General features: G+C 73.5%; 21 protein-coding genes. 13 read left to right on the top strand and 8 right to left on the bottom strand.

What is annotated here, in order from left to right; all coding sequences use genetic code 11:
* The first annotated feature begins 224 nt into the window (after window positions 1-224).
* From NX801_RS16540 to NX801_RS16525, 4 genes are all read left to right on the top strand, one after another.
* The gene (locus tag NX801_RS16540; RefSeq protein WP_258788497.1) at window positions 225-1,577 is read left to right on the top strand and encodes a CynX/NimT family MFS transporter; all 1,353 of its coding nucleotides are present in this window, start codon (window positions 225-227) and stop codon (window positions 1,575-1,577) included.
* Window positions 1,578-1,594: 17 nt separating this feature from the next.
* Complete coding sequence (locus tag NX801_RS16535; protein ID WP_258788496.1) at window positions 1,595-1,717, top strand: SGM_5486 family transporter-associated protein; 123 nt, start codon at window positions 1,595-1,597, stop codon at window positions 1,715-1,717.
* 270 nt (window positions 1,718-1,987) lie between these two features.
* Window positions 1,988-2,182, top strand: coding sequence for a hypothetical protein (locus NX801_RS16530; RefSeq protein ID WP_258788495.1), 195 nt, complete (start codon window positions 1,988-1,990; stop codon window positions 2,180-2,182).
* Between the two features lie 78 nt (window positions 2,183-2,260).
* The gene (locus tag NX801_RS16525; protein WP_258788494.1) at window positions 2,261-2,779 is read left to right on the top strand and encodes a SixA phosphatase family protein; all 519 of its coding nucleotides are present in this window, start codon (window positions 2,261-2,263) and stop codon (window positions 2,777-2,779) included.
* A 155-nt stretch (window positions 2,780-2,934) separates the two neighbouring features.
* On the opposite strand, the gene serB is transcribed toward NX801_RS16525, so the two are convergent.
* Complete coding sequence (gene serB, locus NX801_RS16520; RefSeq protein ID WP_258788493.1) at window positions 2,935-4,152, bottom strand: phosphoserine phosphatase SerB; 1,218 nt, start codon at window positions 4,150-4,152, stop codon at window positions 2,935-2,937.
* Between the two features lie 304 nt (window positions 4,153-4,456).
* Between serB and NX801_RS16515 the strand changes: the two genes are divergently transcribed.
* The gene (locus NX801_RS16515; protein ID WP_258788492.1) at window positions 4,457-7,078 is read left to right on the top strand and encodes an ABC transporter ATP-binding protein/permease; all 2,622 of its coding nucleotides are present in this window, start codon (window positions 4,457-4,459) and stop codon (window positions 7,076-7,078) included.
* A gap of 265 nt (window positions 7,079-7,343) precedes the next feature.
* On the opposite strand, the gene NX801_RS16510 is transcribed toward NX801_RS16515, so the two are convergent.
* The 3 genes from NX801_RS16510 to NX801_RS16500 form a co-directional block, all read right to left on the bottom strand.
* Window positions 7,344-8,060, bottom strand: a complete 717-nt coding sequence (locus NX801_RS16510) for a transglycosylase SLT domain-containing protein (protein ID WP_258788491.1) — start codon at window positions 8,058-8,060, stop codon at window positions 7,344-7,346.
* A gap of 343 nt (window positions 8,061-8,403) precedes the next feature.
* Complete coding sequence (locus NX801_RS16505) at window positions 8,404-9,474, bottom strand: S-adenosylmethionine:tRNA ribosyltransferase-isomerase (RefSeq protein WP_258788490.1); 1,071 nt, start codon at window positions 9,472-9,474, stop codon at window positions 8,404-8,406.
* Complete coding sequence (locus NX801_RS16500) at window positions 9,471-10,172, bottom strand: SDR family NAD(P)-dependent oxidoreductase (protein WP_258788489.1); 702 nt, start codon at window positions 10,170-10,172, stop codon at window positions 9,471-9,473. Before NX801_RS16500 ends, NX801_RS16505 begins: the two co-directional genes overlap by 4 nt.
* A gap of 367 nt (window positions 10,173-10,539) precedes the next feature.
* Here NX801_RS16500 and NX801_RS16495 point away from each other — a divergent pair, with 367 nt between their 5' ends.
* The 3 genes from NX801_RS16495 to NX801_RS16485 all read left to right on the top strand — a co-directional run bounded on the left by NX801_RS16495 (window position 10,540) and on the right by NX801_RS16485 (window position 12,842).
* Window positions 10,540-11,721: a GAF domain-containing sensor histidine kinase gene (locus tag NX801_RS16495; protein ID WP_258788488.1), complete on the top strand. Its 1,182-nt coding sequence runs from the start codon at window positions 10,540-10,542 to the stop codon at window positions 11,719-11,721.
* Complete coding sequence (locus tag NX801_RS16490) at window positions 11,718-12,380, top strand: response regulator (protein WP_258788487.1); 663 nt, start codon at window positions 11,718-11,720, stop codon at window positions 12,378-12,380. Before NX801_RS16495 ends, NX801_RS16490 begins: the two co-directional genes overlap by 4 nt.
* A 222-nt stretch (window positions 12,381-12,602) precedes the next feature.
* Window positions 12,603-12,842 (top strand): chaplin family protein, encoded by a 240-nt coding sequence (locus NX801_RS16485; RefSeq protein WP_309505851.1) that lies wholly within the window; start codon window positions 12,603-12,605, stop codon window positions 12,840-12,842.
* Window positions 12,843-13,953: 1,111 nt separating this feature from the next.
* Here NX801_RS16485 and NX801_RS16480 read toward each other — a convergent pair.
* Complete coding sequence (locus NX801_RS16480) at window positions 13,954-14,763, bottom strand: hypothetical protein (RefSeq protein WP_258788486.1); 810 nt, start codon at window positions 14,761-14,763, stop codon at window positions 13,954-13,956.
* A gap of 243 nt (window positions 14,764-15,006) precedes the next feature.
* Here NX801_RS16480 and NX801_RS16475 point away from each other — a divergent pair, with 243 nt between their 5' ends.
* The 4 genes from NX801_RS16475 (at window position 15,007) to NX801_RS16460 (ending at window position 18,582) form a co-directional block, all read left to right on the top strand.
* On the top strand, window positions 15,007-15,798 hold the full coding sequence (locus NX801_RS16475; RefSeq protein WP_258788485.1) for an ABC transporter ATP-binding protein: 792 nt from the start codon (window positions 15,007-15,009) through the stop codon (window positions 15,796-15,798).
* A 193-nt stretch (window positions 15,799-15,991) separates the two neighbouring features.
* Window positions 15,992-16,420 (top strand): NfeD family protein, encoded by a 429-nt coding sequence (locus tag NX801_RS16470; protein WP_258788484.1) that lies wholly within the window; start codon window positions 15,992-15,994, stop codon window positions 16,418-16,420.
* A gap of 163 nt (window positions 16,421-16,583) precedes the next feature.
* A complete protein-coding gene (locus NX801_RS16465; RefSeq protein WP_258788483.1) occupies window positions 16,584-17,603 on the top strand; it encodes an SPFH domain-containing protein in 1,020 nt (339 codons plus the stop codon).
* 205 nt (window positions 17,604-17,808) lie between these two features.
* A complete protein-coding gene (locus NX801_RS16460; protein ID WP_258788482.1) occupies window positions 17,809-18,582 on the top strand; it encodes a sulfite exporter TauE/SafE family protein in 774 nt (257 codons plus the stop codon).
* Window positions 18,583-18,718: 136 nt separating this feature from the next.
* On the opposite strand, the gene NX801_RS16455 is transcribed toward NX801_RS16460, so the two are convergent.
* The 3 genes from NX801_RS16455 to NX801_RS16445 all read right to left on the bottom strand — a co-directional run bounded on the left by NX801_RS16455 (window position 18,719) and on the right by NX801_RS16445 (window position 20,924).
* Window positions 18,719-19,231 (bottom strand): HNH endonuclease, encoded by a 513-nt coding sequence (locus tag NX801_RS16455; RefSeq protein WP_258788481.1) that lies wholly within the window; start codon window positions 19,229-19,231, stop codon window positions 18,719-18,721.
* 144 nt (window positions 19,232-19,375) lie between these two features.
* Window positions 19,376-19,912 carry a YbhB/YbcL family Raf kinase inhibitor-like protein gene (locus NX801_RS16450; RefSeq protein ID WP_258788480.1) on the bottom strand — a complete coding sequence of 179 codons (537 nt, stop codon included), beginning with the start codon at window positions 19,910-19,912 and terminating at the stop codon, window positions 19,376-19,378.
* Window positions 19,913-20,141: 229 nt separating this feature from the next.
* Window positions 20,142-20,924: a sporulation protein gene (locus NX801_RS16445; RefSeq protein WP_258788479.1), complete on the bottom strand. Its 783-nt coding sequence runs from the start codon at window positions 20,922-20,924 to the stop codon at window positions 20,142-20,144.
* Window positions 20,925-21,067: 143 nt separating this feature from the next.
* Between NX801_RS16445 and NX801_RS16440 the strand changes: the two genes are divergently transcribed.
* Complete coding sequence (locus NX801_RS16440; protein WP_258788478.1) at window positions 21,068-21,718, top strand: DNA-3-methyladenine glycosylase; 651 nt, start codon at window positions 21,068-21,070, stop codon at window positions 21,716-21,718.
* Window positions 21,719-22,088: the final 370 nt, after the last annotated feature.

The following is a 22,088-nucleotide window of genomic DNA, read 5'->3' as shown; positions in this document are numbered from 1 at the left end:
CGTCCCGGCCGTCCGCCGGGGGTGCGGTGGTCCGGTGGCCGGACAGGGCGCCCGGCCGGCCGCCGCTCCGGGTCGGTGGGCGGTCTCTCCGGGCCCCCGGACCGTCTCCCCGAGGCCCCGAAACGTCTCTCCGGGGCGGCGGGCCGTCTCCCCGGACCCGTGGGTCGTCTCTCCGGATCGGCGGCGGTGGACAATCAATCATCCCATGATTCTATGATGGTCTCATGTCCGACCAGTCGGCGGCCTCCGCCCCCATCCAGACCCCGCCCCCCACCGCCCCCTCCGCCCCGGAGCGGACGGCCGCCCCCGCGCCGAAGACCGCCGCCCCCGCGCCGAGGACCGGCGTCTGGTTCCCCCGGCTGCTCATGGCCGGCCTCGTGCTCGCGGCACTCAACCTCCGCCCGGCCATCACCAGCCTCGGCGCACTGCTGGAGGAGGTGCGGGACGGACTGCACATGAGTGGGAGCGTGGCGGGCGTCCTCACCTCCGTACCGCCGCTCTGCTTCGCCGTCTTCGGCATCACCGCGCCCCGGCTGGCCCGCCGCTTCGGCCCGGGTGCCGTGGTCTGCGCCGGAATGGCGGCCATCACCGCCGGACTGGTCCTGCGGCCCTTCGCCGGCGGCACGGTGGCCTTCCTCGCCGCCAGCGCCCTCGCCCTGGTGGGCATCGCGCTGAGCAACGTCCTGATGCCGGTGATCGTCAAGCGCTTCTTCCCCGACCGGGTCGGCACCATGACCGGTCTCTACTCCATGGCGCTGGCCCTCGGCACCTCGCTCGCCGCCGCCGCGACCGTCCCGCTCACCCAGGCGCTGGGCGGCTGGCGGGCCGGCCTCGGAATCTGGGCGGTGCTCGGCGTCCTGGCCGTGCTGGTCTGGCTCCCGCTCGCCCGGGCCGGCTCGGCCCGGACCGGCCGGGGCACCGCCACCGAGGCCGCCGCCCGGGCCACCGGCACCGCCGCGACGGCCGGACCGGTCCCCGCGACCGCCGAGGCCCCGGCCCTCCGGATCACCCGCAGCCGCACCGCCTGGGCGCTCGCCTGCTTCTTCGGCCTCCAGGCCACCGGCGCGTACATCACCATGGGCTGGATGCCGCAGATCTTCCGGGACGCCGGTGTCTCCGCCTCCACCGCCGGCGTGCTGCTGGCGCTCACCATGGTCATGGGCGTGCCGCTCGCCTTCGTCATCCCCCGGGTCGCCACCCGGATGCGCACCCAGGGGCCGATCGCCCTGGTCCTCGCCGCCTGCGGGCTCACCGGCTACGCCGGCCTCTACCTCGCCCCGGCCGGTGGGGCCTGGCTCTGGGCCCTGCTGCTGGGCATCTCCAACTGCGCCTTCCCGCTCGCCCTCACCATGATCGGCATGCGTTCCCGGAGCGGCGCGGGCGTGGTGCGGCTCTCCGCCTTCGCCCAGAGCGTCGGCTATCTGATCTCCATCCCGGGCCCCATCCTGGTGGGCGCCCTCTACCAGCACAGCGGCGGCTGGGGCGCCCCGCTCGCCCTGATGGCCGGGCTGCTGCTCCCGCAGATGGCCGCCGGGATGCTGGCCGGACGGGACCGGACGATCGAGGACGAGGGGTGAGGTGCGAAACTGGAGCCATGCAGCAGCCTGTGCTCGACCCCGACCCGCAGAACGGCCAGAAGAAGCTCCTCACCGTCTTCGGCGTGATGCTCGCGATCGGCGTCCTCATCGCCATCATCGCCTCCATCGCCGCGCCCTGACTTTCTGGGGCTCGGTCCTCTCCGGCGTGCGCTCAGGCGTCCGCGGAGGGTACGGGGCCCTCGTATGCTCGGGCGCCCCAGGGGGCCTCGGGGGCTCCGATCGCCGGCGTCCGGTCGGTCCGGGCCGGGGGTTGGCCCCCGTACCCCTAGGGGGTCTGCCTCAGGGGGAACTGGGTGGCTCACCGGATGGGCCGGGGGTGCCCCGGCGCCTAGCGTGGAGACCACCTCGGCGGAGTGCCGGGGCCCCGTCCACGGACCTCGGAGGCGGCCATGCCGGCCCGCACGCATCGTTCGACGCCCGGTGCCGACATACGGCTGCCATGGTGGGCCCTGGCTCTCCCGGCGCTGGCGTTCACGGTGCTGCTGGCGCTGATCACCACCGGGGCCGGCGGGGCGCCCGCGCCGGTCGGTGACCCGGCCATGGGGCGGGTTCTGGAGCAGGTCCACCACACGCTGCCCCACTGACCCCGCCCTGGTCCGCCTGCCCGGGGCGGGCACCAACGCCCTGCGCCCCGTGGCCTGTTTCGTGCGAAGCTGGGGAGCATGAGCGCCGATACACCCCGCAGGATCGTGGTACTCCGGCATGCCAAGGCCGACTGGCCGGACGTGTCCGACCATGAGAGGCCCCTGGCCGAGCGCGGCCGCCTGGACGCCCCGGCGGCGGGCCGAGGGCTCGCCCAGACCGGTATCGACTTCGACCTGGTCCTCTGCTCCACCGCGCTGCGGACTCGGGAAACCTGGAAGCTGGCGGTGCCGGAGCTGCCCAAGCGGCCCCGCACCGTCTACGAGGAGCGTATCTACGAGGCCACCCTGGGTGACCTCCTCGCCCTGCTCAACGAGACCCCCGAGGACGTGGACGACCTCCTTCTCGTCGGCCACAACCCGGGCGTCCACGCGCTGGCCGACGCGCTCGCCGGCCGTGCCGAGGGGGACGCCCTGCCCCGGATGAACCGGGGCGGCTTCCCGACCACCGCGTTCGCCGTGATCACCTTCACCGGCCCCTGGAAGACCGTGGAGCACGGCGTGGGCACCCTCACCGGCTACTGGGCGCCGCACGCCTGAGCCCGGCGGGACGCGAAGGCACGGGCCCTGCTCCGGGGCGCTGCGCCGGCCGGACACAGGGCCGTACGAGACGGGGGCAGGGCCGTACGGCTGCCGTACGGCACGGCGGAACGTGCCCGCGGCGGTACGGCGGAGGCGCGCGGCGCGGCTCGCGGTCAGTCGACGAAGGTGTCCGCCGCCTCGACCTCCTCGCGGGTGATGCCCAGCAGATAGAGGACGGTGTCCAGGAAGGGCACATTGACCGCCGTGTGCGCGGCCCGGCGGACGACCGGCTTGGCGTTGAACGCCACCCCGAGCCCCGCCGTGTTCAGCATGTCCAGATCGTTGGCGCCGTCCCCGATGGCGACCGTCTGGGCCAGCGGCACCTCGGCCTCGGCGGCGAACCGGCGCAGCAGCCGGGCCTTGCCCGCCCGGTCCACGATCTCGCCGGTGACCCGCCCGGTCAGCTTGCCGTCCACGATCTCCAGCGTGTTGGCGGCCGCGAAGTCCAGCCCCAGCCGCACCCGCAGCTCGTCGGTGACCTGGGTGAATCCGCCGGAGACGATGCCGACCTGGTAGCCGAGCCGCTTGAGCGTACGGACCAGGGTGCGCGCGCCCGGGGTGAGCCGGACCTCGGCCCGCACCTTCTCCACCACCGACTCGTCGAGGCCGGCCAGCAGCGCCACCCGGGCGTGCAGCGACTGTTCGAAGTCCAGCTCCCCGCGCATGGCCCGGGCCGTCACCTCGGCGACCTCCTCCTCGCAGCCGGCGTGCGCCGCGAACAGCTCGATCACCTCGTCCTGGATCAGGGTGGAGTCCACGTCCATGACGATCAGCCGCCGGGCCCGGCGCTGGAGCCCCGCCGACACCACGGCCACGTCCACCCCGATTCCGGCGGCGGCGGTGGCGAGCGCGGTGCGCAGCGGCTCGGTCTCGGTGCCCGACACGGCGAACTCGACGGCCGTCACCGGATACTTGGCCAGCCGGAAGACCCGGTCGATATTGCCGCCGGTCGAGGTGATGGCGGCCGCTATGGCCGCCGTGGACTCGGCGGTCAGCGGATGCCCCAGCACGGTGACATGGGAACGGCCCACCCCGCGCGGCAGATTGTCGCCGGTGCCCGAGATGATCTCGGCCTGGAGCCGCAGCGACTCCGCCCAGCTGTGCACGGTGGACCGCAGCTCGCCCTCCGTGCCGGCCGACGGCTCGGTCACCAGCGCGCACAGCACGATGCGGCCCCGGGTGACGACCTGCTCGATGTCCACGACGTCGACGGAGAAGGCGGCGAGGGTGTCGAAGAGTCCGGCGGTGATGCCGGGCCGGTCCTTCCCGAAGATCTTGACGAGGAGGGTGGGAACCTCGGGGGTTCGCGATGCGGTCTGCGATGCGCTCATGGTGGGACCACCGTATCCGTCCCGGGACTCCCGGCGTCCCGCGTCCCGGCCGCCGGACAGCCGGTGCCCGGGCGCCCTCCGGCACACCCGGCGCACGGGCCGGCGGAACAGGCTCCGGGTGCCGGCTCCAGGAACAGGCTCCAGGGGCCGTGTCCGGTGACGGGGGAGTTGTCCCGGAGTGGGCTGCCCGGGGTGCCGGAGCCCCGGACCGCTCGACTTTCGGATCAGGTCTTCGGCCTGAAATAGTTCCCCCGATGTTCGCCATCCCTGGCTCCCTGCACGGGGGGAACACGGGGGACAAGTAGTGGGGCATGGAGTGCCGGAACTCGTACTGGAACTGAACGGAAGAACCTGGACGCTCGATCCGTCCAGGTCGTACACGATAGGGCGCGACCCCCAGGGCGACCTGGTGCTCGACGACGCCCGGGTCTCGTGGCGGCACGCCACGGTCGGCTGGGACGGCCGCGGCTGGGCGATCGAGGACCATGGCTCCACCAATGGCACCTTCGCCCAGGGGCAGCGGATCCAGCGCCTGGAGCTGGGCCCGGGCACCGCGCTCCACCTCGGCAACCCGAACGACGGCCCCCGGCTGACGCTGACCGCCGCCCCGGCCGCCGCCGGCGCCCATTCCGCCCCGGCCGTCGCGCCGCAGCCGGGCCCGGTGCAGCACCAGGCCCCCGCCCCGGCCGTCGCGCCGCAGCGGGGCCCGGTGCACCACCAGGCCCCGCCCGCCCAGCAGGCCCCGGCCGAGTACCCCGGCGCCCCGCGGCAGGCCGCGCACCACCAGCCGCACCCGCCGCAGCAGGGGGCCCCGTACCAGGGAGCCCAGCAGCAGGCCCCGCAGCAAGGGGCCCCGTACCAGGCGGCCCCGCAGCAGGGGGACCCGTACGCCCCGCAGGTCCCGGGGGCGCACGGGGACCGCGGCCCCACCACCTTCCACCAGCTCGCCCTCGGCCGGGTCATGCGCATCGGCCGCGCGCTGGAGAACGAGCTGGTCGTCTCGGACCTCCAGGTCTCGCGCCACCACGCCGAGCTGCACGCGACCCCGGACGGCCGCTTCGAGCTCCGCGACCTCGGCTCGCACAACGGCACCTATGTCAACGGCCAGCCGCTCGCCAAGTCCGGCTCCGCCCTGATCGGCCCGGACGACATCGTCGGCGTGGGTCACTCCACCTTCCGGCTGGTCGGCGACCGGCTGGAGGAGTTCGTCGACACCGGCGAGGTCTCCTTCTCCGCGCGCCACCTCACGGTCACCGTGGACGGCGGCAAGCAGATCCTGAAGGACGTCTCCTTCGGCGTACCGGAGAAGTCCCTCATCGCGGTCATCGGCCCGTCCGGCTCCGGCAAGTCCACGCTGCTCAAGGCGCTGACCGGCTACCGCCCGGCCAATCAGGGCGACGTCCTGTACGACAACCGGGACCTCTACAAGCAGTTCGCGGAGCTGCGCCAGCGCATCGGTCTGGTCCCGCAGGACGACATCCTGCACAAGGAGCTGACCGTCCGCACCGCGCTCAGGCACGCGGCCAAGCTCCGCTTCCCGGCGGACACCACCGCGCGGGAGCGCGAGGCCCGGATCGACGAGGTGCTGCGCGAGCTGAAGCTCGACATCCACAAGGAGAAGAAGGTCACCTCGCTCTCCGGCGGCCAGCGCAAGCGCGTCTCGGTCGCCCTGGAGCTGCTGACCAAGCCGTCGCTGATCTTCCTGGACGAGCCGACCTCGGGTCTCGACCCGGGCATGGACCGCGATGTGATGCAGCTGCTGCGCGGCCTCGCCGACGACGGCCGCACGGTACTGGTCGTCACCCACTCGGTGGCCGAGCTGGCGCTCTGCGACAAGCTGCTCGTCATGGCGCCGGGCGGCTCGGTGGCGTACTTCGGCCCGCCGGACGAGGCGCTGAACTTCTTCGGCTACGACAGCTGGGCCGATGTGTTCTCCGCCTTCGAGAACTACCGGGACTACGACTGGGCCGGCCGCTGGAAGGGCTCCCAGCACTACCAGCTGTACGCCGCCGATCTCGACGCCGTCGCCCCGCAGCCGGTGCGGATGCCGCCCGCCCAGGCGATCCGGCCACCCAAGCCGCAGGGCTGGGGCGCCCAGCTCTGGACGCTGATCCGCCGCTATGTGGCGGTGATCGCCTCCGACAAGGGCTTCATGGGACTGATGGTGATCCTGCCGGCCGTGCTGGGCGCGGTCTCGGTCGTGATCCCGGCCGACTTCGGCCTGGGCAAACCCACCCCGCCGTCCCGGTTCAACGGCGACGCCGGAACGATCATGCTGATCCTCGCGGTCGGCATGTGCTTCTCCGGCGCGGCCAACTCGGTCCGTGAACTGATCAAGGAACGGGTCATCTACGAACGGGAGCGGGCCACCGGTCTCTCCCGCTCGGCCTATCTGATGTCCAAGGTGATCGTCCTCGGGGTGATCACGGCCGTCCAGGGCGTCATCATCTGCGCCATCGGCTTCGCCACCCGGGAGCTGCCCGAGGAGGGCCTGCTGATGCCCCCGGCCGTCGAGCTGTGCCTGGTGATCATCGCCCTGGGCTTCACCTCGATGATGTTCGGCCTGGTGATCTCCGCGCTGGTGAAGACCGCCGAGAAGACCATGCCGCTGCTGGTCATGTTCGCCATCGTGCAGGTGGTCTTCACCGGCATCCTCTTCCAGGTGTACGGCTCTCCCGGCCTGGAGCAGTTCGCCTGGCTGATGCCCTCGCGCTGGGCGATCGCGGGCGCGGGCGCCACCCTCGACCTGGCCCATCTGATGCCGCCGTGGGACCCGAAGAACCCCACCGACCTGGACCCGCTGTGGAAGCACACGGCCGGCCAGTGGGGGCTGAATGTCGGTGTGCTGCTGTTCCTCGGCGTCCTCTGCGGCTTCGCCGTGGCCCGGCTGCTGCGCCGCCATGAGCCGGAGGTCATGCGCAAGTAGCACGCGAACGGGCCCGTACGGCGGAGAGGCCCGTACCGCGAACGGTCCCGGAACGCGAACGAGGGCGGCACCCCGCACGGGGGTGCCGCCCATCGACGTTTCGGGCGCCGGGATCCGGCGCGGGGCCCCTTCGGCGGGGCCCGGTCCGTGGCCGCCCGGCCGGGAGCGACGGTGCTCGACCGGCTCGGCTGGCGGACGGAGGTACCGCGGGCCTGCTACGGCCCGGCGGACTGCTGCCTACGGCATCGGAGGCTTCGCGGCCGGCTCAGTAGGCGCTGTTGACGTTGTCCATGGAACCGTAGCGGTGGGCCGCGTAGTTGCAGGAGGCCACGATGTTGGCGACCGGGTCGTACTGGCTCTTCTTGGTGCCGGCGACGTGGTAGGTGTCGAAGGTCGGCTTGATGATCTGGAGCAGACCGATCGACGGGACGCCGTTGATGGCGTTGATGTCCCAGTTGTTGATCGCCCGGGGGTTACCGCTGGACTCCCGCATGATGTTGCGGTGGATGCCCGCGTAGGTGCCGGGGATGTTGTGCTTCTTCATGATGGACAGCGACTCGCGGATCCAGCCGTCCAGGTTGTTGGCGTAGACCGGCTTGCGAGCGGCGGCACGGGAGGCGGCGGCCTTGGCGGCGGCGCGCTTCTCCGCGGCGGCCTCGGCCTTCGCCTTCGCCTCGGCCTTGGCCTTGATGGCCGCGGCGGCGTCGGCCTTGGTCTTGGCGTCGGCCTTCGCCTTCAGGGCGATGGTCGAGTACTGGTCGGCCAGACCGTCCTGAAGCAGGTTGGTCGTCTTGGTGGAGAAACCGGCCGGGGCGGCGGCGGCCGGGGCGGCCACGGCCTGCGGCTCCACCTCGGTCTGGGCGTGACCCGGGACGGCGGTGAACGCGACGGCGGCGGCGCCGGCGGCGGCCACACCCGCGATCGAGATCTTCTTCTTGTTGCTGACGAGACGGCTGAAGCCAGTGATGCGGGACGCGGACATGCAGTCGTACCTCTTCGAGTAGCGGAACGTCGCCAGGCCGGGGATCGGCGCTTCGCCTGCTCGGCGGGGCAACGGCTGCAATTGTTAGCGGCCGCAAAAACGGACGGCAAGGGTGTGACGTACGAAGTCGGGTAGTGGATCACGAGACACCCCGAACTATGACAAAACCCCCTAGAGGTGCAGGTCAGAACAGTCTCACATGTCCTTTATCCACCCACTATGCACTTTCGTAAGTGACCTGGCTCCTATGCCCGGGCTCACACGGCGCGCCGCCCCGTCTCACTGTGCGTTGCACAAGCGATGCTCCGTGTGGACCGCTTCGGCCGGGGGCCCGACCCCGGTCTCAGGCCCGGTCCTCCGGGAGCAGGAGGTGGACATCGCCGAACTCGTGCCAGAGATAGCGCCGGTCCAGCGCCTCGGTGTACGCCCGGCCGAGCGCCGCCCGCCCGGCGACCGCCTCCAGCATCAGCAGATGCGAGGCCGCCGGCTCGTGCAGCCCGGTGAGCAGCCCGTCCACCGCCCGCACCCCGCGCCCCGGCGTCACCACCAGGCCGGTCCAGCCGTCCGCCGCCCGGACCGTCCCGTCCGGGTCCGCCGCCGACTCCAGCGCCCGTACCGCCGTCGTCCCCACCGCCACGATCCGGCCGCCGCCGGCCCGGGCCGCGTTCACCAGCCACGCCGTGGTGGCCGGCACCGAGAACCGCTCCGGATACGGCGGCTCGTGCGCCTCGCCCGACGCCACCCCGGTGTGCAGGGTGAGCGGCGCGAACTGCACCCCCCGGCTCACCAGCTCCGCGACCAGCCCGGGCGTGAAGGGCCGGGACGCGCTCGGCATCTCCGCCGAGCCCGAGCCGTCCCCCGGGTCCACCGCGAAGACCGTCCGGTACGCCGAGAGCGGCTGGTCCCGCTCCGTGTAGCCGTACCGGATCGGCCGTCCGTACCGGGCCAGCAGTCCCGGCACCCCCGCCCCGCCGGCCGCCTCCGCCGTCAGCGAGGCCCACCACAGCCGGACGGCCGCCGGGTCCAGCGGCTCCTCCAGCACCAGCCGCGCCCCGCCCGGCAGCCGTACCGCCGCCCCGGCGGGCCCGCCCGGGCGCGGCCGGGTGGCGCCCCGCCCGTCCGGGGCGCGCAGTTCCACCGCCCACCGGCCGTCGTCGCCGTGCGTGGAGAAGTGGACCACCACCGGCTCCGCGCCCAGCCGCCCCGACACGGCCGCCGCCAGCGTGGGGGAGGTGTTCACCACCAGCACGTCCCCGGCCCGCAGCAGCCCGGGCAGCTCCCGGAAGGCGTGGTGCGACACCGCCGTACCGCGCGAGACCATCAGCCGTACGTCGTCCCGGCCGCCGCCGCGCTCCTCGGCGGGCACCCGCGCGGACAGCTCCTCCGGCACCCGCAGCGCCTCGAACACGCTCACGCCCCCACCCCCGGCACCAGCAGCGGGGCGGTGTACCGGCCGCTCGCCGGCCGCCGGTCCAGCAGCTCCAGGAAGCCCGGCACCACCGACTCCGGGGCCGGCCGGGGGCCCGGGTCGTCCGGCACCGCCGCCCGGTAGAGGTCGGTGGCCAGGTCGCCCGGGTCCACCGCGTACACCCGCAGCTCCGGCTCCTCCACCCCGAGCACCGCCGCCAGCTGGTCGAGCGCGGCCTTCGACGCCCCGTACCCACCCCACGTCGGATACGCCTCGGCCGCCGCGTCCGAGCTGACCGCGACCACCGTTCCGGCCCCGCTCGCCCGCAGCAGCGGCAGCGCCTCCCGTACGAGACCGAGCGCGGCGACCACATTGGTCTCCAGCGCCGCCCGCAGCCCCTCCAGCGGCAGCGCGTCCAGCCGCACCAGCGGCTCGGCGCCCAGCGCGGAGGCGTTGTTCACCAGCAGGTCGCAGCCGCCCAGCTCCCGGGCGGCCGCCACCAGGGCCGAGCGGTGCCAGGGGTCGGTCACATCCCCCGGGAGCGCCACCACCCGCGTCCCGTGCGCCCCGGCCTCCCGGGCGCTCTCCTTCAGTACGTCTCCGTTCCGGGCGTCGAGGACCAGGTCCCAGCCCCGCCGGGCCAGTGCCGAGGCGAGCGCCCGCCCCAGCCCCTTCGACGCTCCGGTGACGATCGCGACAGCCATGGTGTCTCTCCTCTATGTCCTGTGTCTCTGCGCGTCTTTTCGGGGGCGGCCGGGCTCCGGGGATCCTCCGGCCCTCGGACGGCCCCCGGTCCCGGAAGCTCGGGTTCGCGGGCCCGGAGGCTCCCGTCCGCCGTCCTCAGCCTGGTGCGGCTCCCCCGCCGGCCGCTTCGTCCGGCGGACCGGGGCGCCGGGGGAATAGGACCTACGCCCGGCGCGGGAGCCGCCGTACTCCGGAGGTCGGGCCGCCGGCCACGGAGGACCTGGGCCGGTTCTGAGCCGGGGCCGCGCCGGACCTAGGTCTCCTGGCCGGGGCGGGACGGTCCCGTGTCCGATACGGACGGTCACCACCCGCCGGTACGGTGAACACATGACCGACCGACCACCCCGCACCGGCCTCGCCGCCGTCAGTGCGGCGCTGCTGGCGATGAGCCGGCACCTGGAGGTCCACGACGTCCTCAAGACGATCGTGGTCTCGGCCCGCGAACTGCTGGACGCCGAGTACGCGGCGCTGGGGGTCCCCGACGACCACGGCGGCTTCGCCCAGTTCGTGGTGGACGGGGTGAGCGACGAGCAGTGGCGGGCGATCGGGCCGCTGCCCCGGCAGCACGGCGTCCTCGCGGCGATGCTGCACGCGGCCCGCCCCGAACGGCTGGCGGACGTACGCCGGGACCCCCGCTTCGAGGGGTGGCCCGCCGCCCACCCCGACATGTCCGACTTCCTGGGCATGCCCGTCCGGGACGGCGAGGAGACGATCGGCGCCCTCTTCCTGGCCAACAAGCGCCGCCCCGCCCCGGGCGGTCGCGGCTTCACCGAGGAGGACGAGCGGCTGCTCGGCATGCTCGCCCAGCACGCCGCCATCGCGCTGACCAACGCCCGGCTCTACGAGCGCAGCCGCGAGCTCACCATCGCCGAGGAGCGCTCCCGGCTCGCCCATGAGCTGCACGACGCGGTCAGCCAGAAGCTCTTCTCGCTCCGGCTCACCGCCCAGGCCGCCGCCGCCCTGGTCGACCGCGACCCGGCCCGCGCCAAGGGCGAGCTCCAGCAGGTGGCCGCGCTCGCCGCCGAGGCCGCCGACGAACTGCGCGCCGCCGTGGTCGAGCTCCGGCCCGCCGCGCTGGACGAGGACGGACTGGTCGCCACCCTCCGCACCCAGGTCCAGGTGCTCGACCGGGCCCACACCGCCCGGGTCACCTTCGACACCTGCGGCGTCCGGGCCCTGCCGGCCGCCCAGGAGGAGGCCATGCTGCGGGTGGCCCAGGAGGCCCTGCACAACGCGCTGCGCCACTCCGGCGCCGCCGAGGTCGTCGTCACTCTCACCCGGTGCGGCCAGGGCGCACGGCTGAGCGTCACCGACGACGGTAAGGGGTTCGAGCCGCGCGCGGTCCGCCGGGCCGGGCGCCACCTCGGACTGGTCTCCATGCGGGACCGGGCGAGCGGCGTCGGCGGGACACTGTCGGTGGAGTCGGTGCCCGGCAAGGGCACCACCGTCGAGATGGAGGTCCCCGGCGACCCGGACCGGGGGCGGGAGCGAGAGGGAGGTCTCCGGTGACCGATGCCGAGTCCCGTGCCAAGCCGGGCATCCGGGTCCTGCTGGTCGACGACCACCAGGTCGTCCGCCGGGGGCTGCGCACCTTCCTGGAGGTCCAGGACGACATCGAGGTCGTCGGCGAGGCGGCCGACGGCGCCGAGGGCGTGGCCCGCGCCGAGGAGCTGCGCCCCGATGTGGTGCTGATGGACGTCAAGATGCCGGGGATGGACGGCGTCGACGCCCTGCGCAAGCTCCGCGAGCTGGCCAATCCGGCCAGGGTGCTGATCGTCACCAGCTTCACCGAGCAGCGCACCGTGGTCCCCGCCCTGCGCGCGGGCGCCTCCGGGTACGTCTACAAGGACGTGGACCCGGAGGCGCTGGCCGGCGCCATCCGCTCGGTCCACGCGGGCCATGTACTGCTCCAGCAGGAGGTGGCCGGAGCCCTGCTCTCCCAGGAGGAGACGGGCGGCATCACCGGCCGGGGCTCCGCCCTGACCGAGCGGGAGCGCGAGGTGCTCGGCCTGATCGCGGACGGCCGCTCCAACCGGGAGATCGCCCGGGCCCTGGTGCTCTCCGAGAAGACCGTCAAGACCCATGTCTCCAACATCCTGATGAAACTGGACCTCGCCGACCGCACCCAGGCCGCGCTGTGGGCGGTACGCCACGGGCTGAGCGGCTGAGCGGCGCCGGGTATCGCCCCCAGGGGTGATCGTCAAGCGACATGGCTGACGCTGGTCCGAGATTCATACCGTCGGGTGTACGTAACCCACATGGCGTAACCGGGGGACCGGACGGCCGTTCTCCAGGGCGCACCGCGGCACTCGCCGCGGTGGGCGCGGGCGCACCGGCGGTGCCGGGCGCGTCGGCGTACCCATGGAGCACCCACCCACGGAGGAATCCCAGTGAAGAGCATGAAGAAGGCCGCCGCCGTCACCCTGGTCGCGGGCGGGCTGGTCGCCGCCGCCACCGGTGCCGCGTCCGCCGCCTCCGGCGCCGAGGGCGCGGCCATCGGCTCGCCCGGCATCGTCTCCGGCAACCTGGTGCAGGCCCCGGTCCATGTGCCGGTGAACGTGGTCGGCAACAGCGTCAACGTGGTCGGCCTGCTGAACCCGGCCTTCGGCAACCTGGGCGTCAACCACTGACCGCCGCCCCCTGACGCGAGCGGTCCCCGGCCTCCCTGTCCCGGGGACCGCTCGCCACCCGCCAGGGCGCGCCCCCGCCCGCCCGGCACGCATACGCCCCCACCCGGCGGGCCCGCCCCGGCTCGGCGGCCTGGGCTCGGGATGGCTCGGCCCGGAAGGCTCGTACCCGGGCGGCTCGGCCCCGGGTGCCCGGCCCCGGCAGGCCCCGGCTCCTCGGCCGCCTGGGCCCGGCAGGCCCGTGCCCGCCCCGGCCCAGGCGGCCTGGGCCCCGGACGGCTCGTACCCGGGCGGCTCAGTCCCGGGCGGCCTGGCCCCGGGAGACCCGCAGAGACCCGCACCCCGGCTCCTCGGGCGCCCGGCCCCGGCAGGACCGCGCCCGGGCGGCCCGGGCCTCAGATGGCTCGGCCCGGCAGGCTCGTACCCGGGCGGCTTAGTCCCGGGCGGCCTGGCCCCGGCAGGACCGCGCCCGGGCGGCTTGGCCCCGGAGGGTGCGCGTCCCCACCGCTCGGCCTCCGTAAGACTTGCTCCTGGACGGCTTGGCCCTGAGTGCCGGTCGATGGCCGATTGTCCCGGCAGGCCCGTGCCCGCCCTGGCTCGGCGGCCCGGACCTGGATGGCTCGTCCTGCGGGGTGCCGACCACTCGGCCGAGCGGGGGAGTTCCGACCGGAAGGCCCGCGCCCCGACGGCCAGGCCCCGGACGGCTCGTACTGCGGCGGCCAGGTCCCGGCAGGCCCGCGCCCGCCCCGGCTCGGCGGCGCCGCCCCGGGCGCCCCGCGCTCGGACGCCCCGGCTCGGCGGCACGGCCCTGGGCGCCCCGAGCTGGGCGGGCCCGTACCCGGGCGCCCGGCCCCCGAAGGCGCGCAGGGGCCCGCACCCGACAGCCCCCGGCTCCTCGGGCACCGGCCCCGGAGGGCCCACGCCCGCGTCCGCCCGGCCCCTGTCTGAAGGCCCGGCCCCGGACGCCCCGCGCCTGCCTCGGTCCGGCGGCCGGTCCGGGAGGCCCGTAGAACCCGGACCCCGGCGGTTCCCCGGGCCCGCAGGCGGGGACGCGGGGGCGCGGAACCGGGCGGAGGACCGGCACCGGCGGCCCCCCGGGCCCGCAGGCGAGCGGCTACCGTCCGCGCTCCCGGTCCCGCTCGCGTTCCTCGACGTACGCGTTGTACGCCGCCACCCGTGCCCGGCGCGCCACCCGTTCCACCGGCCGCAGCGCCGCCACCCGGGCCGCCATCTCGGAAGCGCTCACCGCGCCGCCGGGCCCGTGCTCGTACGCCAGCGACACCAGCAGCCCCACCCGCCCGGCCAGCTCCATCACCCGTACCGCGCGCGGCGGGTACCCGGGCGCCAGCGGCTCGCCGCCCGCCTCCGCCCGGGCCCGGTAGGCGTCCAGCGCCGCCTCCGCCACCGGGCCGGAGCCCGCCACGTCGAGGCGGGTCAGCACCACGGTCGCCTCCCGCAGCGCCTCCGCCAGCTCCCGCTCGGCCTCGCCCAGCGACGGCACGTCGGCCGGCGGCGCCTCTCGCACCGGCAGGCAGTGCCAGACCACCTCCACATGCAGGTCCGTGTCGTCGGGGCCCGCCTCGGACACCTCGGGCACCAGCCCGTACGGCGCCCCGAAGCCGACCGCCGCCTCCGTCGCCTCCAGCGCCCGGGCATTGAACTCCGGCGGTCCGCTCAGCCCCAGCGGATGGCCCGGCGCCGGCAGCGCCACCCGCCACCCGGTGACCCCGAGCCCCCGCAGCCGCCCGAGCGCCAGCGTCAGCCCGACCGGCGCCTCCTCGCCCGGCAGACCCGCCACCCGGTGCCGGGCGTCGTCACCGACCACCGCGAGCGCGGCGTCGTCCGGCGACACCAAACCGGCCAGCAGGGCGTTCCCCCAGGCGGCCAATCGTCCTGAACGTGGTTCCGAGAGCTCCGAAAGCATGGCCCAAGCCTAGGGACCGTCCCCGCTCTCGTCCCAACCCGCGGCCCCGGCCGTCCGGGCGGCACCCGGCCGCGTCCTGGCCACGCGGCCCCGGCCACCGGCACCCGCCCCCGTGGGGGAGCCGGTGAACCCGGGCCCTCCGGACCGGCCGGCCGCCCCGGTGGCGTAGGTTTTCCCCTGGGAGCTTCCGCCCGCAGGCGGAAGTGACGACGAGACTCGACCGCAAGGGGAGACAACGCGCTCATGAGCGATGTACTGGAGCTGCTGGACGTATCCGTGGTCCGCGACGGACGTGCTCTGGTGGACGATGTCTCCTGGTCGGTCAAGGAGGGCGAGCGCTGGGTCATCCTCGGCCCGAACGGCGCCGGCAAGACCACCCTGCTCAACCTCGCCTCCAGTTACCTCTACCCCAGCACCGGCACCACCCGCATCCTCGGTGAGCAGCTCGGCAAGGTCGACGTCTTCGAACTCCGTCCCCGCATCGGCATGGCGGGCATCGCCATGGCCGAGAAGCTCCCCAAGCGCCAGACCGTCCTCCAGACCGTGCTCACCGCCGCGTACGGCATGACCGCCACCTGGCACGAGGACTACGAGGCGGTGGACGAGGAGCGCGCCCGCGCCTTCCTCGACCGCCTCGGCATGACCGAGTACCTGGACCGCAGGTTCGGCACCCTCTCCGAGGGCGAGCGCAAGCGCACCCTCATCGCCCGGGCGATGATGACCGACCCCGAACTGCTGCTCCTGGACGAGCCCGCCGCCGGGCTCGACCTCGGTGGCCGCGAGGACCTGGTGCGCCGTCTCGGCCGCCTCGCCCGCGACGCCTACGCCCCCTCCATGATCATGGTCACCCACCATGTCGAGGAGATCCCGCCGGGCTTCACCCATGTGCTGATGATCCGCCAGGGCAAGGTGCTCGCCGCCGGTCCCATGGAGATGGAGCTCACCTCCCGCAACCTCTCCCGCTGCTTCGGCCTCCCGCTCGTCGTGGAGCACGTCGGGGACCGCTACACCGCCCAGGGCCTGCCCCTCTCCTGACGCCCCGGCCCCGCCGGCACTCCCCGTCCTCCCGGCCCCGCCGGCCCTTCCGGTCTGCCCGGTTCCTCCGGCAAGCCTCTCCCGGCCCCGCCGCACACCCCCGTGCGCCGGGGCCGTGCGCCGGGTGCGTGCCCCCACCGCCGCCGTCATCGCGCCCTGTCCCGGCCGGGGTTGACGGATCTACCATGGCCGGGTGGACATCGACGCATGGGTCTGGTGGCTGATCGGCGCGGTGGGGCTCGGCATCCCGCTCGTCCTGACGGCCATGCCGGAACTGGGAATGCTGGCCCTCGGCGCGGTCGCCGGAGCCGTCACCGCCGGTCTCGGCCTCGGCGTGGTGGCCCAGGTCGTCGTCTTCGCCGCCGTCTCGGTCGCCCTCATCGCGGCCGTACGCCCCCTGGCGGCCCGCCAGCGCGACGGCGCCGGCCACCACCGCAGCGGCGTCGACGCCCTGAAGGGCCGTCAGGCCGTCGTGCTGGAGCGGGTGGACGGCAGCGGTGGCCGGATCAAGCTCGCCGGTGAGGTCTGGTCGGCCCGCGCCCTCGACTCCGGCCAGACGTACGAGCCCGGCCAGCAGGTCGACGTGGTCGAGATCGACGGGGCGACCGCCGTGGTCATCTGAGGCCCCGGACGGCGACGAGCCGTCAACTCCGGTCGGCGGAGCGGCAGACCGAACCCGGCCAACCCCGGGGAACGGTGCACATGACAGCCCGCCGTCTGACAAACTCGATCATCGAAACCGGCAACCCGGCAGTCAACCGGCAGCGAAGGGCACGGGGAACACGATGCCATCAGTCATCATCGTCCTGGTCATCCTGGTGGTGCTCGTCTTCATCGCCCTGATCAAGACGATCCAGGTCATCCCGCAGGCCAGCGCCGCCATTGTCGAGCGCTTCGGCCGCTACACCCGCACCCTCAACGCGGGCCTCAACATCGTCGTCCCGTTCATCGACTCCATCCGCAACCGGATCGACCTCCGTGAACAGGTCGTCCCCTTCCCGCCCCAGCCGGTGATCACCCAGGACAACCTGGTCGTCAACATCGACACCGTCATCTACTACCAGGTGACCGACGCCCGGGCCGCGACCTACGAGGTCGCCAGCTACATCCAGGCGATCGAGCAGCTCACCGTCACCACCCTCCGCAACATCATCGGCGGCATGGACCTGGAGCGGACCCTCACCTCCCGCGAGGAGATCAACGCGGCCCTGCGCGGGGTCCTGGACGAGGCCACCGGCAAGTGGGGCATCCGCGTCAACCGGGTGGAGCTCAAGGCCATCGAACCGCCCACCTCCATCCAGGACTCGATGGAGAAGCAGATGCGCGCCGACCGCGACAAGCGCGCCGCGATCCTCACCGCCGAGGGCATCCGGCAGTCCCAGATCCTCACCGCCGAGGGCGAGAAGCAGTCCGCCATCCTCCGCGCCGAGGGCGAGGCCAAGGCCGCCGCCCTGCGCGCCGAGGGCGAGGCCCAGGCGATCCGTACGGTCTTCGAGTCCATCCACGCCGGCGACCCCGACCAGAAGCTGCTCTCCTACCAGTACCTCCAGATGCTGCCGAAGATCGCTGAGGGCGACGCCAACAAGCTCTGGATCGTGCCCAGCGAGATCGGTGACGCGCTCAAGGGCCTCTCCGGCGCCTTCGGCAACCTCGGCAACGGCGCCCCTGGCTTCAACACCGGCACCACGGGAACCACCGGCGGCAACGGCGGCCCCGGAAACGGCCCCGCCGACGGTTCCGGCACCGCCGCGACCGGCGGGGGAGTCGGCAAGCAGCTGCGGCGCGACCAGCCCCGCATCGACTGAGCCCGCCACCGCTCCATCCGGCCACCGCCCTCCGTCCCTCCGTCCCTCCGTCCCTCCGTCCCGCCGCCCGGGCCGGGCCCCACTCGGGCCCGGCCCCGCCCGGCCGCCACCCCGTCCCTGCCCCGGACGGCGGTTGACACCCCACCCTCCGGCATGATCGGTTCAACAACCACTGATCCGGTACGACCGGTACGAGGGGCACAGCGTGACGATCTGGGAGATGCTCGCCGTCTTCGCGGCCGGCGTGGGCGCGGGCACCATCAACACCATCGTGGGCTCGGGGACCCTGATCACCTTCCCCGTCCTCGTCGCCACCGGGCTGCCCCCGGTCACCGCCACCGTCTCCAACGCCCTCGGCCTCATCCCCGGCTCCATCAGCGGCGCCATCGGCTACCGCGCCGAACTCAAGGGCCAGCGCCGCCGGGTGCTCCGGCTCGGCGTCGCCGCCGCGATCGGCGGACTCTGCGGCGCCATACTGCTGCTGCTCCTGCCCGCCACCGCGTTCGAGACCATCGTCCCTGTACTGGTGGGGCTCGCCCTGGTGCTGGTCGTCCTGCAACCGCGCATCTCCAAGGCGGTGCAGCGCCGCCGCGAACGCCAGGGCGACCCCGCCGGCGGCGACCCGGCCGGCGGGCCGCTCCTCTTCACCGGGCTGCTCCTCGCCAGCGTCTACGGCGGCTACTTCACCGCCGCCCAGGGGATCATCTACCTCTCCCTCATGGGCATGCTGCTCCACGACACCCTGCAGCGCCTGAACGCCGTCAAGAACATCCTCGCCGCCGTGGTCAACACCATCGCGGCGATCTTCTTCCTGTTCGCCGCCCACTTCAACTGGACGGCCGTGCTGCTCATCGCCGTCGGCTCCGCCATCGGCGGCCAGCTCGGCGCCCGCGTCGGCCGCCGCCTCCCACCCACCGTGCTGCGCGCCATCATCGTGGTCGTCGGCGTCGCCGCCATCGTCCAGCTCCTGCTGCGCTGACCCAGCGGTACGCCCTCACCGGACAGCAGCCTCCGTCGGACGGCAGCCCCCGCCGTACGGCAGACCGCGCCGGACGGCGGACCCTGTCAGGTGGCGGACCGCGCCGGACGGTACGTCCCCGGGGCGGACACACCGGTCAGGCCGCCGCCGCGGGCCGTACCAGCCACTCCGGCAGCTCCGCCCGCTCACCCGCGCGCATCCCGAGCAGCATCGCCTCCGCCGGCGAGGGCACGAACGGCTGCCGCAGCAACGGCATTCCCGCCTGCTCCGGCGTACGGTCCGCCTTGCGGTGGTTGTCCTGCGCGCAGGAGGCCACCGTGTTCAGCCAGGTGTCCCCGCCGCCCTGCGCCCGGGGCACCACATGGTCGACGGTCGTCGCCCGCCCGCCGCAGTACGCGCACCGGTGCCGGTCCCGCACCAGCACCCCCCGCCGTGACCACGGGGCCTGTCTTCGGAAGGGCACCCGGACGTATCTGCACAGCCTGATCACCCGGGGCACCGGCAGTTCGAACGCCGCCGCGCGCACCCGCAGCGCCGGATGGGACTGCTCCACGACGGCCTTGTCCTGAAGCACCAGGACCACCGCCCGGTTCAGCGTGACCGTCGACAGCGGCTCGAAGCTCGCGTTGAGTACCAGCGTGTCCCGCACAGTGCCCACCTCCCGTTTTCCGACCCACCCCTGGTGGGCTTGGACGGTCAACTCTGGCCGGGCCTGCCGGGTTGGACAACGCAATAAAGAATGCCCGCCTCTGATCTCTCCAGGACCAGAAGCGGGCAAACAACGGATGACGGCTCAACCCGCCGCGGGAGCCTCGTACTCACCGATCAGCTGGGCGCGGCCCAGCGTGTGGAAGCGGAGATTGAAGCCGACGAACGCGGGCGAGGCGTCGGCGTCCGGACCCAGCTTCTCGGTGTCCGCCGCGTACACGGTGAAGACATACCGGTGGCTCTCGCCGGCCGGCGGCGCGGCACCGCCGAAGTCCTTGGTCCCGTAGTCGTTCCGGGCGTGCACCGCACCCGCCGGCAGCCCCTCGAACTTCCCGCTGCCCGCGCCCGCCGGCAGTTCGGTGACCGTCGCCGGAATGTCGAACAGCACCCAGTGCCAGAATCCGCTTCCGGTCGGGGCGTCCGGGTCGAAACAGGTCACCGCGAAGCTCTTGGTCTCCGCCGGGAAACCCTCCCAGCGCAGCTGCGGCGAGGAGTTCCCCTTGTCGTACACCTGCCCGTCCGCCAGGGCACCCCCCGGAGCCAGCTCGTCGCTCACCACGGTGAACGACGGCACCTCCGGGTGGAAGTCGTGCGGAAGGGGTGCCCTCTGCTGCTCGGCCACGTCTGAACCTCCGGGTTCGTCTGTCTGGTCGTTCGGTCCTGCCGGCCCGTACGCGTGCCCGCTCGCGACGCCTGCCATTCCCCGGGGTGCCCGGCGATCCCCGGGCACCTCACCCCTGCGGTTCTCCGGGGACGGGCAGGCGCGCCGAGCCGGACCACCGGGTCCCGGCACGGGCCCGCCGGCCGGCCACGCGATCCGTGACCGGCCGGCCGGGCCGGCAGCCCCGAGACTAGAACCAGTTGCGACGGCCACCCACATCGGCGAGCCACTGGTTCAGGTAAGCCGCCCAGTCGGTGGCATGGAAGTCGTGCAGCCCCACCTTGAACGCCCGGTAGGAGTCGCTGCCCTCGCTGAACAGCCCCGGCTTCTTGTCCATCTCCAGGACGACGTCCATCTCGTGCTCGTCCGCGACGAACGTCAGCTCCACCTGGTTCAGCCCCCGGTACTGCTGCGGCGGCAGGAACTCGATCTCCTGGTAGAAGGGCAGCCGCTGCCGGGTGCCCCGGATGTGGCCGCGCTCCATGTCCGCGCTCTTGAAGCGGAAGCCGAGCTGGATGAAGGCGTCGAGGATCGCCTGCTGCGCGGGGAGCGGGTGCACATTGATCGGATCCAGATCACCGGAGTCCACGGCACGGGCGATCTCCAGCTCGGTCGCCACCCCGATCTGCATTCCGCGCAGCCGCTGCCCGGCGACACTGGTCACCGGCGTCTCCCACGGGATCTCCAGGCCGAACGGCACCACGTGCACGGCACCCGGCTGCACCTCGAAGGCCCCGCCCAGCCGCACCTTGGCGAACTCGATGTCCTGTACGGCCTCGTGATCGCCGCCCTCCACCTCGACCCGCGCCTGAAGACCGACGGACAGCCCCTCGATCTGCTGCGCCACCGAACCGCCCTGGATACGGACCTCACCCTGGACGACCCCACCGGGCACCACGTTCGCCTCGGTCAGCTCCGTCTCCACGGACGCGCCCCCGGCCCCCAGGCTCGCGAGCAGCTTCTTGAACCCCATCGGTCTCTCCTTCTGGATCCTTCTCGATCCGTACCGCGCCGTACCGCCGCATGGCGCGACCGCACAACTGACGCGCGTGTCCGTGCGCGCATACCCGCACACGCGCGACGACCGTAGCCGGTTCCCCAGTACGCTCGTGCGACATGATCGAGAGCCCTGACCGTACGCCGCTGCCCCGAGACTTCTTCGACCGTCCCGTGCTGGAGGTCGCCCCCGATCTGCTGGGACGCGTCCTGGTCCGGACGACGGACGACGGCCCCATCGAGCTGCGCCTCACCGAGGTGGAGGCGTACGCCGGCGAGGACGACCCGGGCTCGCACGCCTACCGGGGCCGCACCGCTCGCAACGCCGTGATGTTCGGTCCGCCCGGACACGCCTATGTCTACTTCACCTACGGCATGTGGCACTGCCTGAATCTGGTGTGCGGCCCCGAGGGCAGGGCGAGCGGAGTCCTGCTCCGGGCCGGCGAGGTACGGGTGGGCCAGGAGCTGGCCCGGAAGCGCCGGCTTTCGGCCCGCAACGACAAGGAACTGGCCAAGGGCCCGGCCCGGCTGGCCACCGCCCTCGACGTCGACCGCACCCTGGACGGCACCGACACCTGTGCCGACGGCGCCGCCGCGGTCTCCCCGCTCGCCGTCCTCACCGGGGCGCCCATCCCGCCCGGCCAGGTGCGCACGGGCCCCCGCACCGGAGTCGGCGGCGAGGGCGCCGACCACCCCTGGCGCTTCTGGATCGACGGCGACCCGACCGTGAGCCCGTACCGGGCCCACGCGCCGCGCCGCCGGAGGTCTTGACAGAGCCGGAGCAGGGGCTTGACTTCGTGAGGCGGAGGGCCTAGTGTCGATCGAGTCGCTGGAGCCGGGCATGTCCTTCGAGGACCCCTGGATGGCGGCAAACCACCACAACGATCACTCTCCCTGCTCTGGCATTCCTCCTCTTTCGGCATGCCGGAACGGGTGACTTCCCTGGCATCCATGGCGTACCCATTGGGTCATTTCCATGGTGATGGCTTCCGATCGGGCCCCTGAGGCCCGATTAGGAACCACCGGGAAAATGGTCTAACGTAGTGGACACGCCGAAAGGGAAAGTCGAAAGACAGAACCGGAAGGCAAGGCCCCCAGTGGCCGCCGGATACGAAATTCCGAGAGCAGGAAGCGGAAAGAG

This window comes from Streptomyces pyxinae, assembly GCF_024756275.1.
Classification (GTDB): Bacteria; Actinomycetota; Actinomycetes; order Streptomycetales; family Streptomycetaceae; genus Streptomyces; species Streptomyces pyxinae.
Note: the sequence above shows the minus strand (reverse complement) of the source record. Positions and strands in the feature narration are given on the sequence as shown.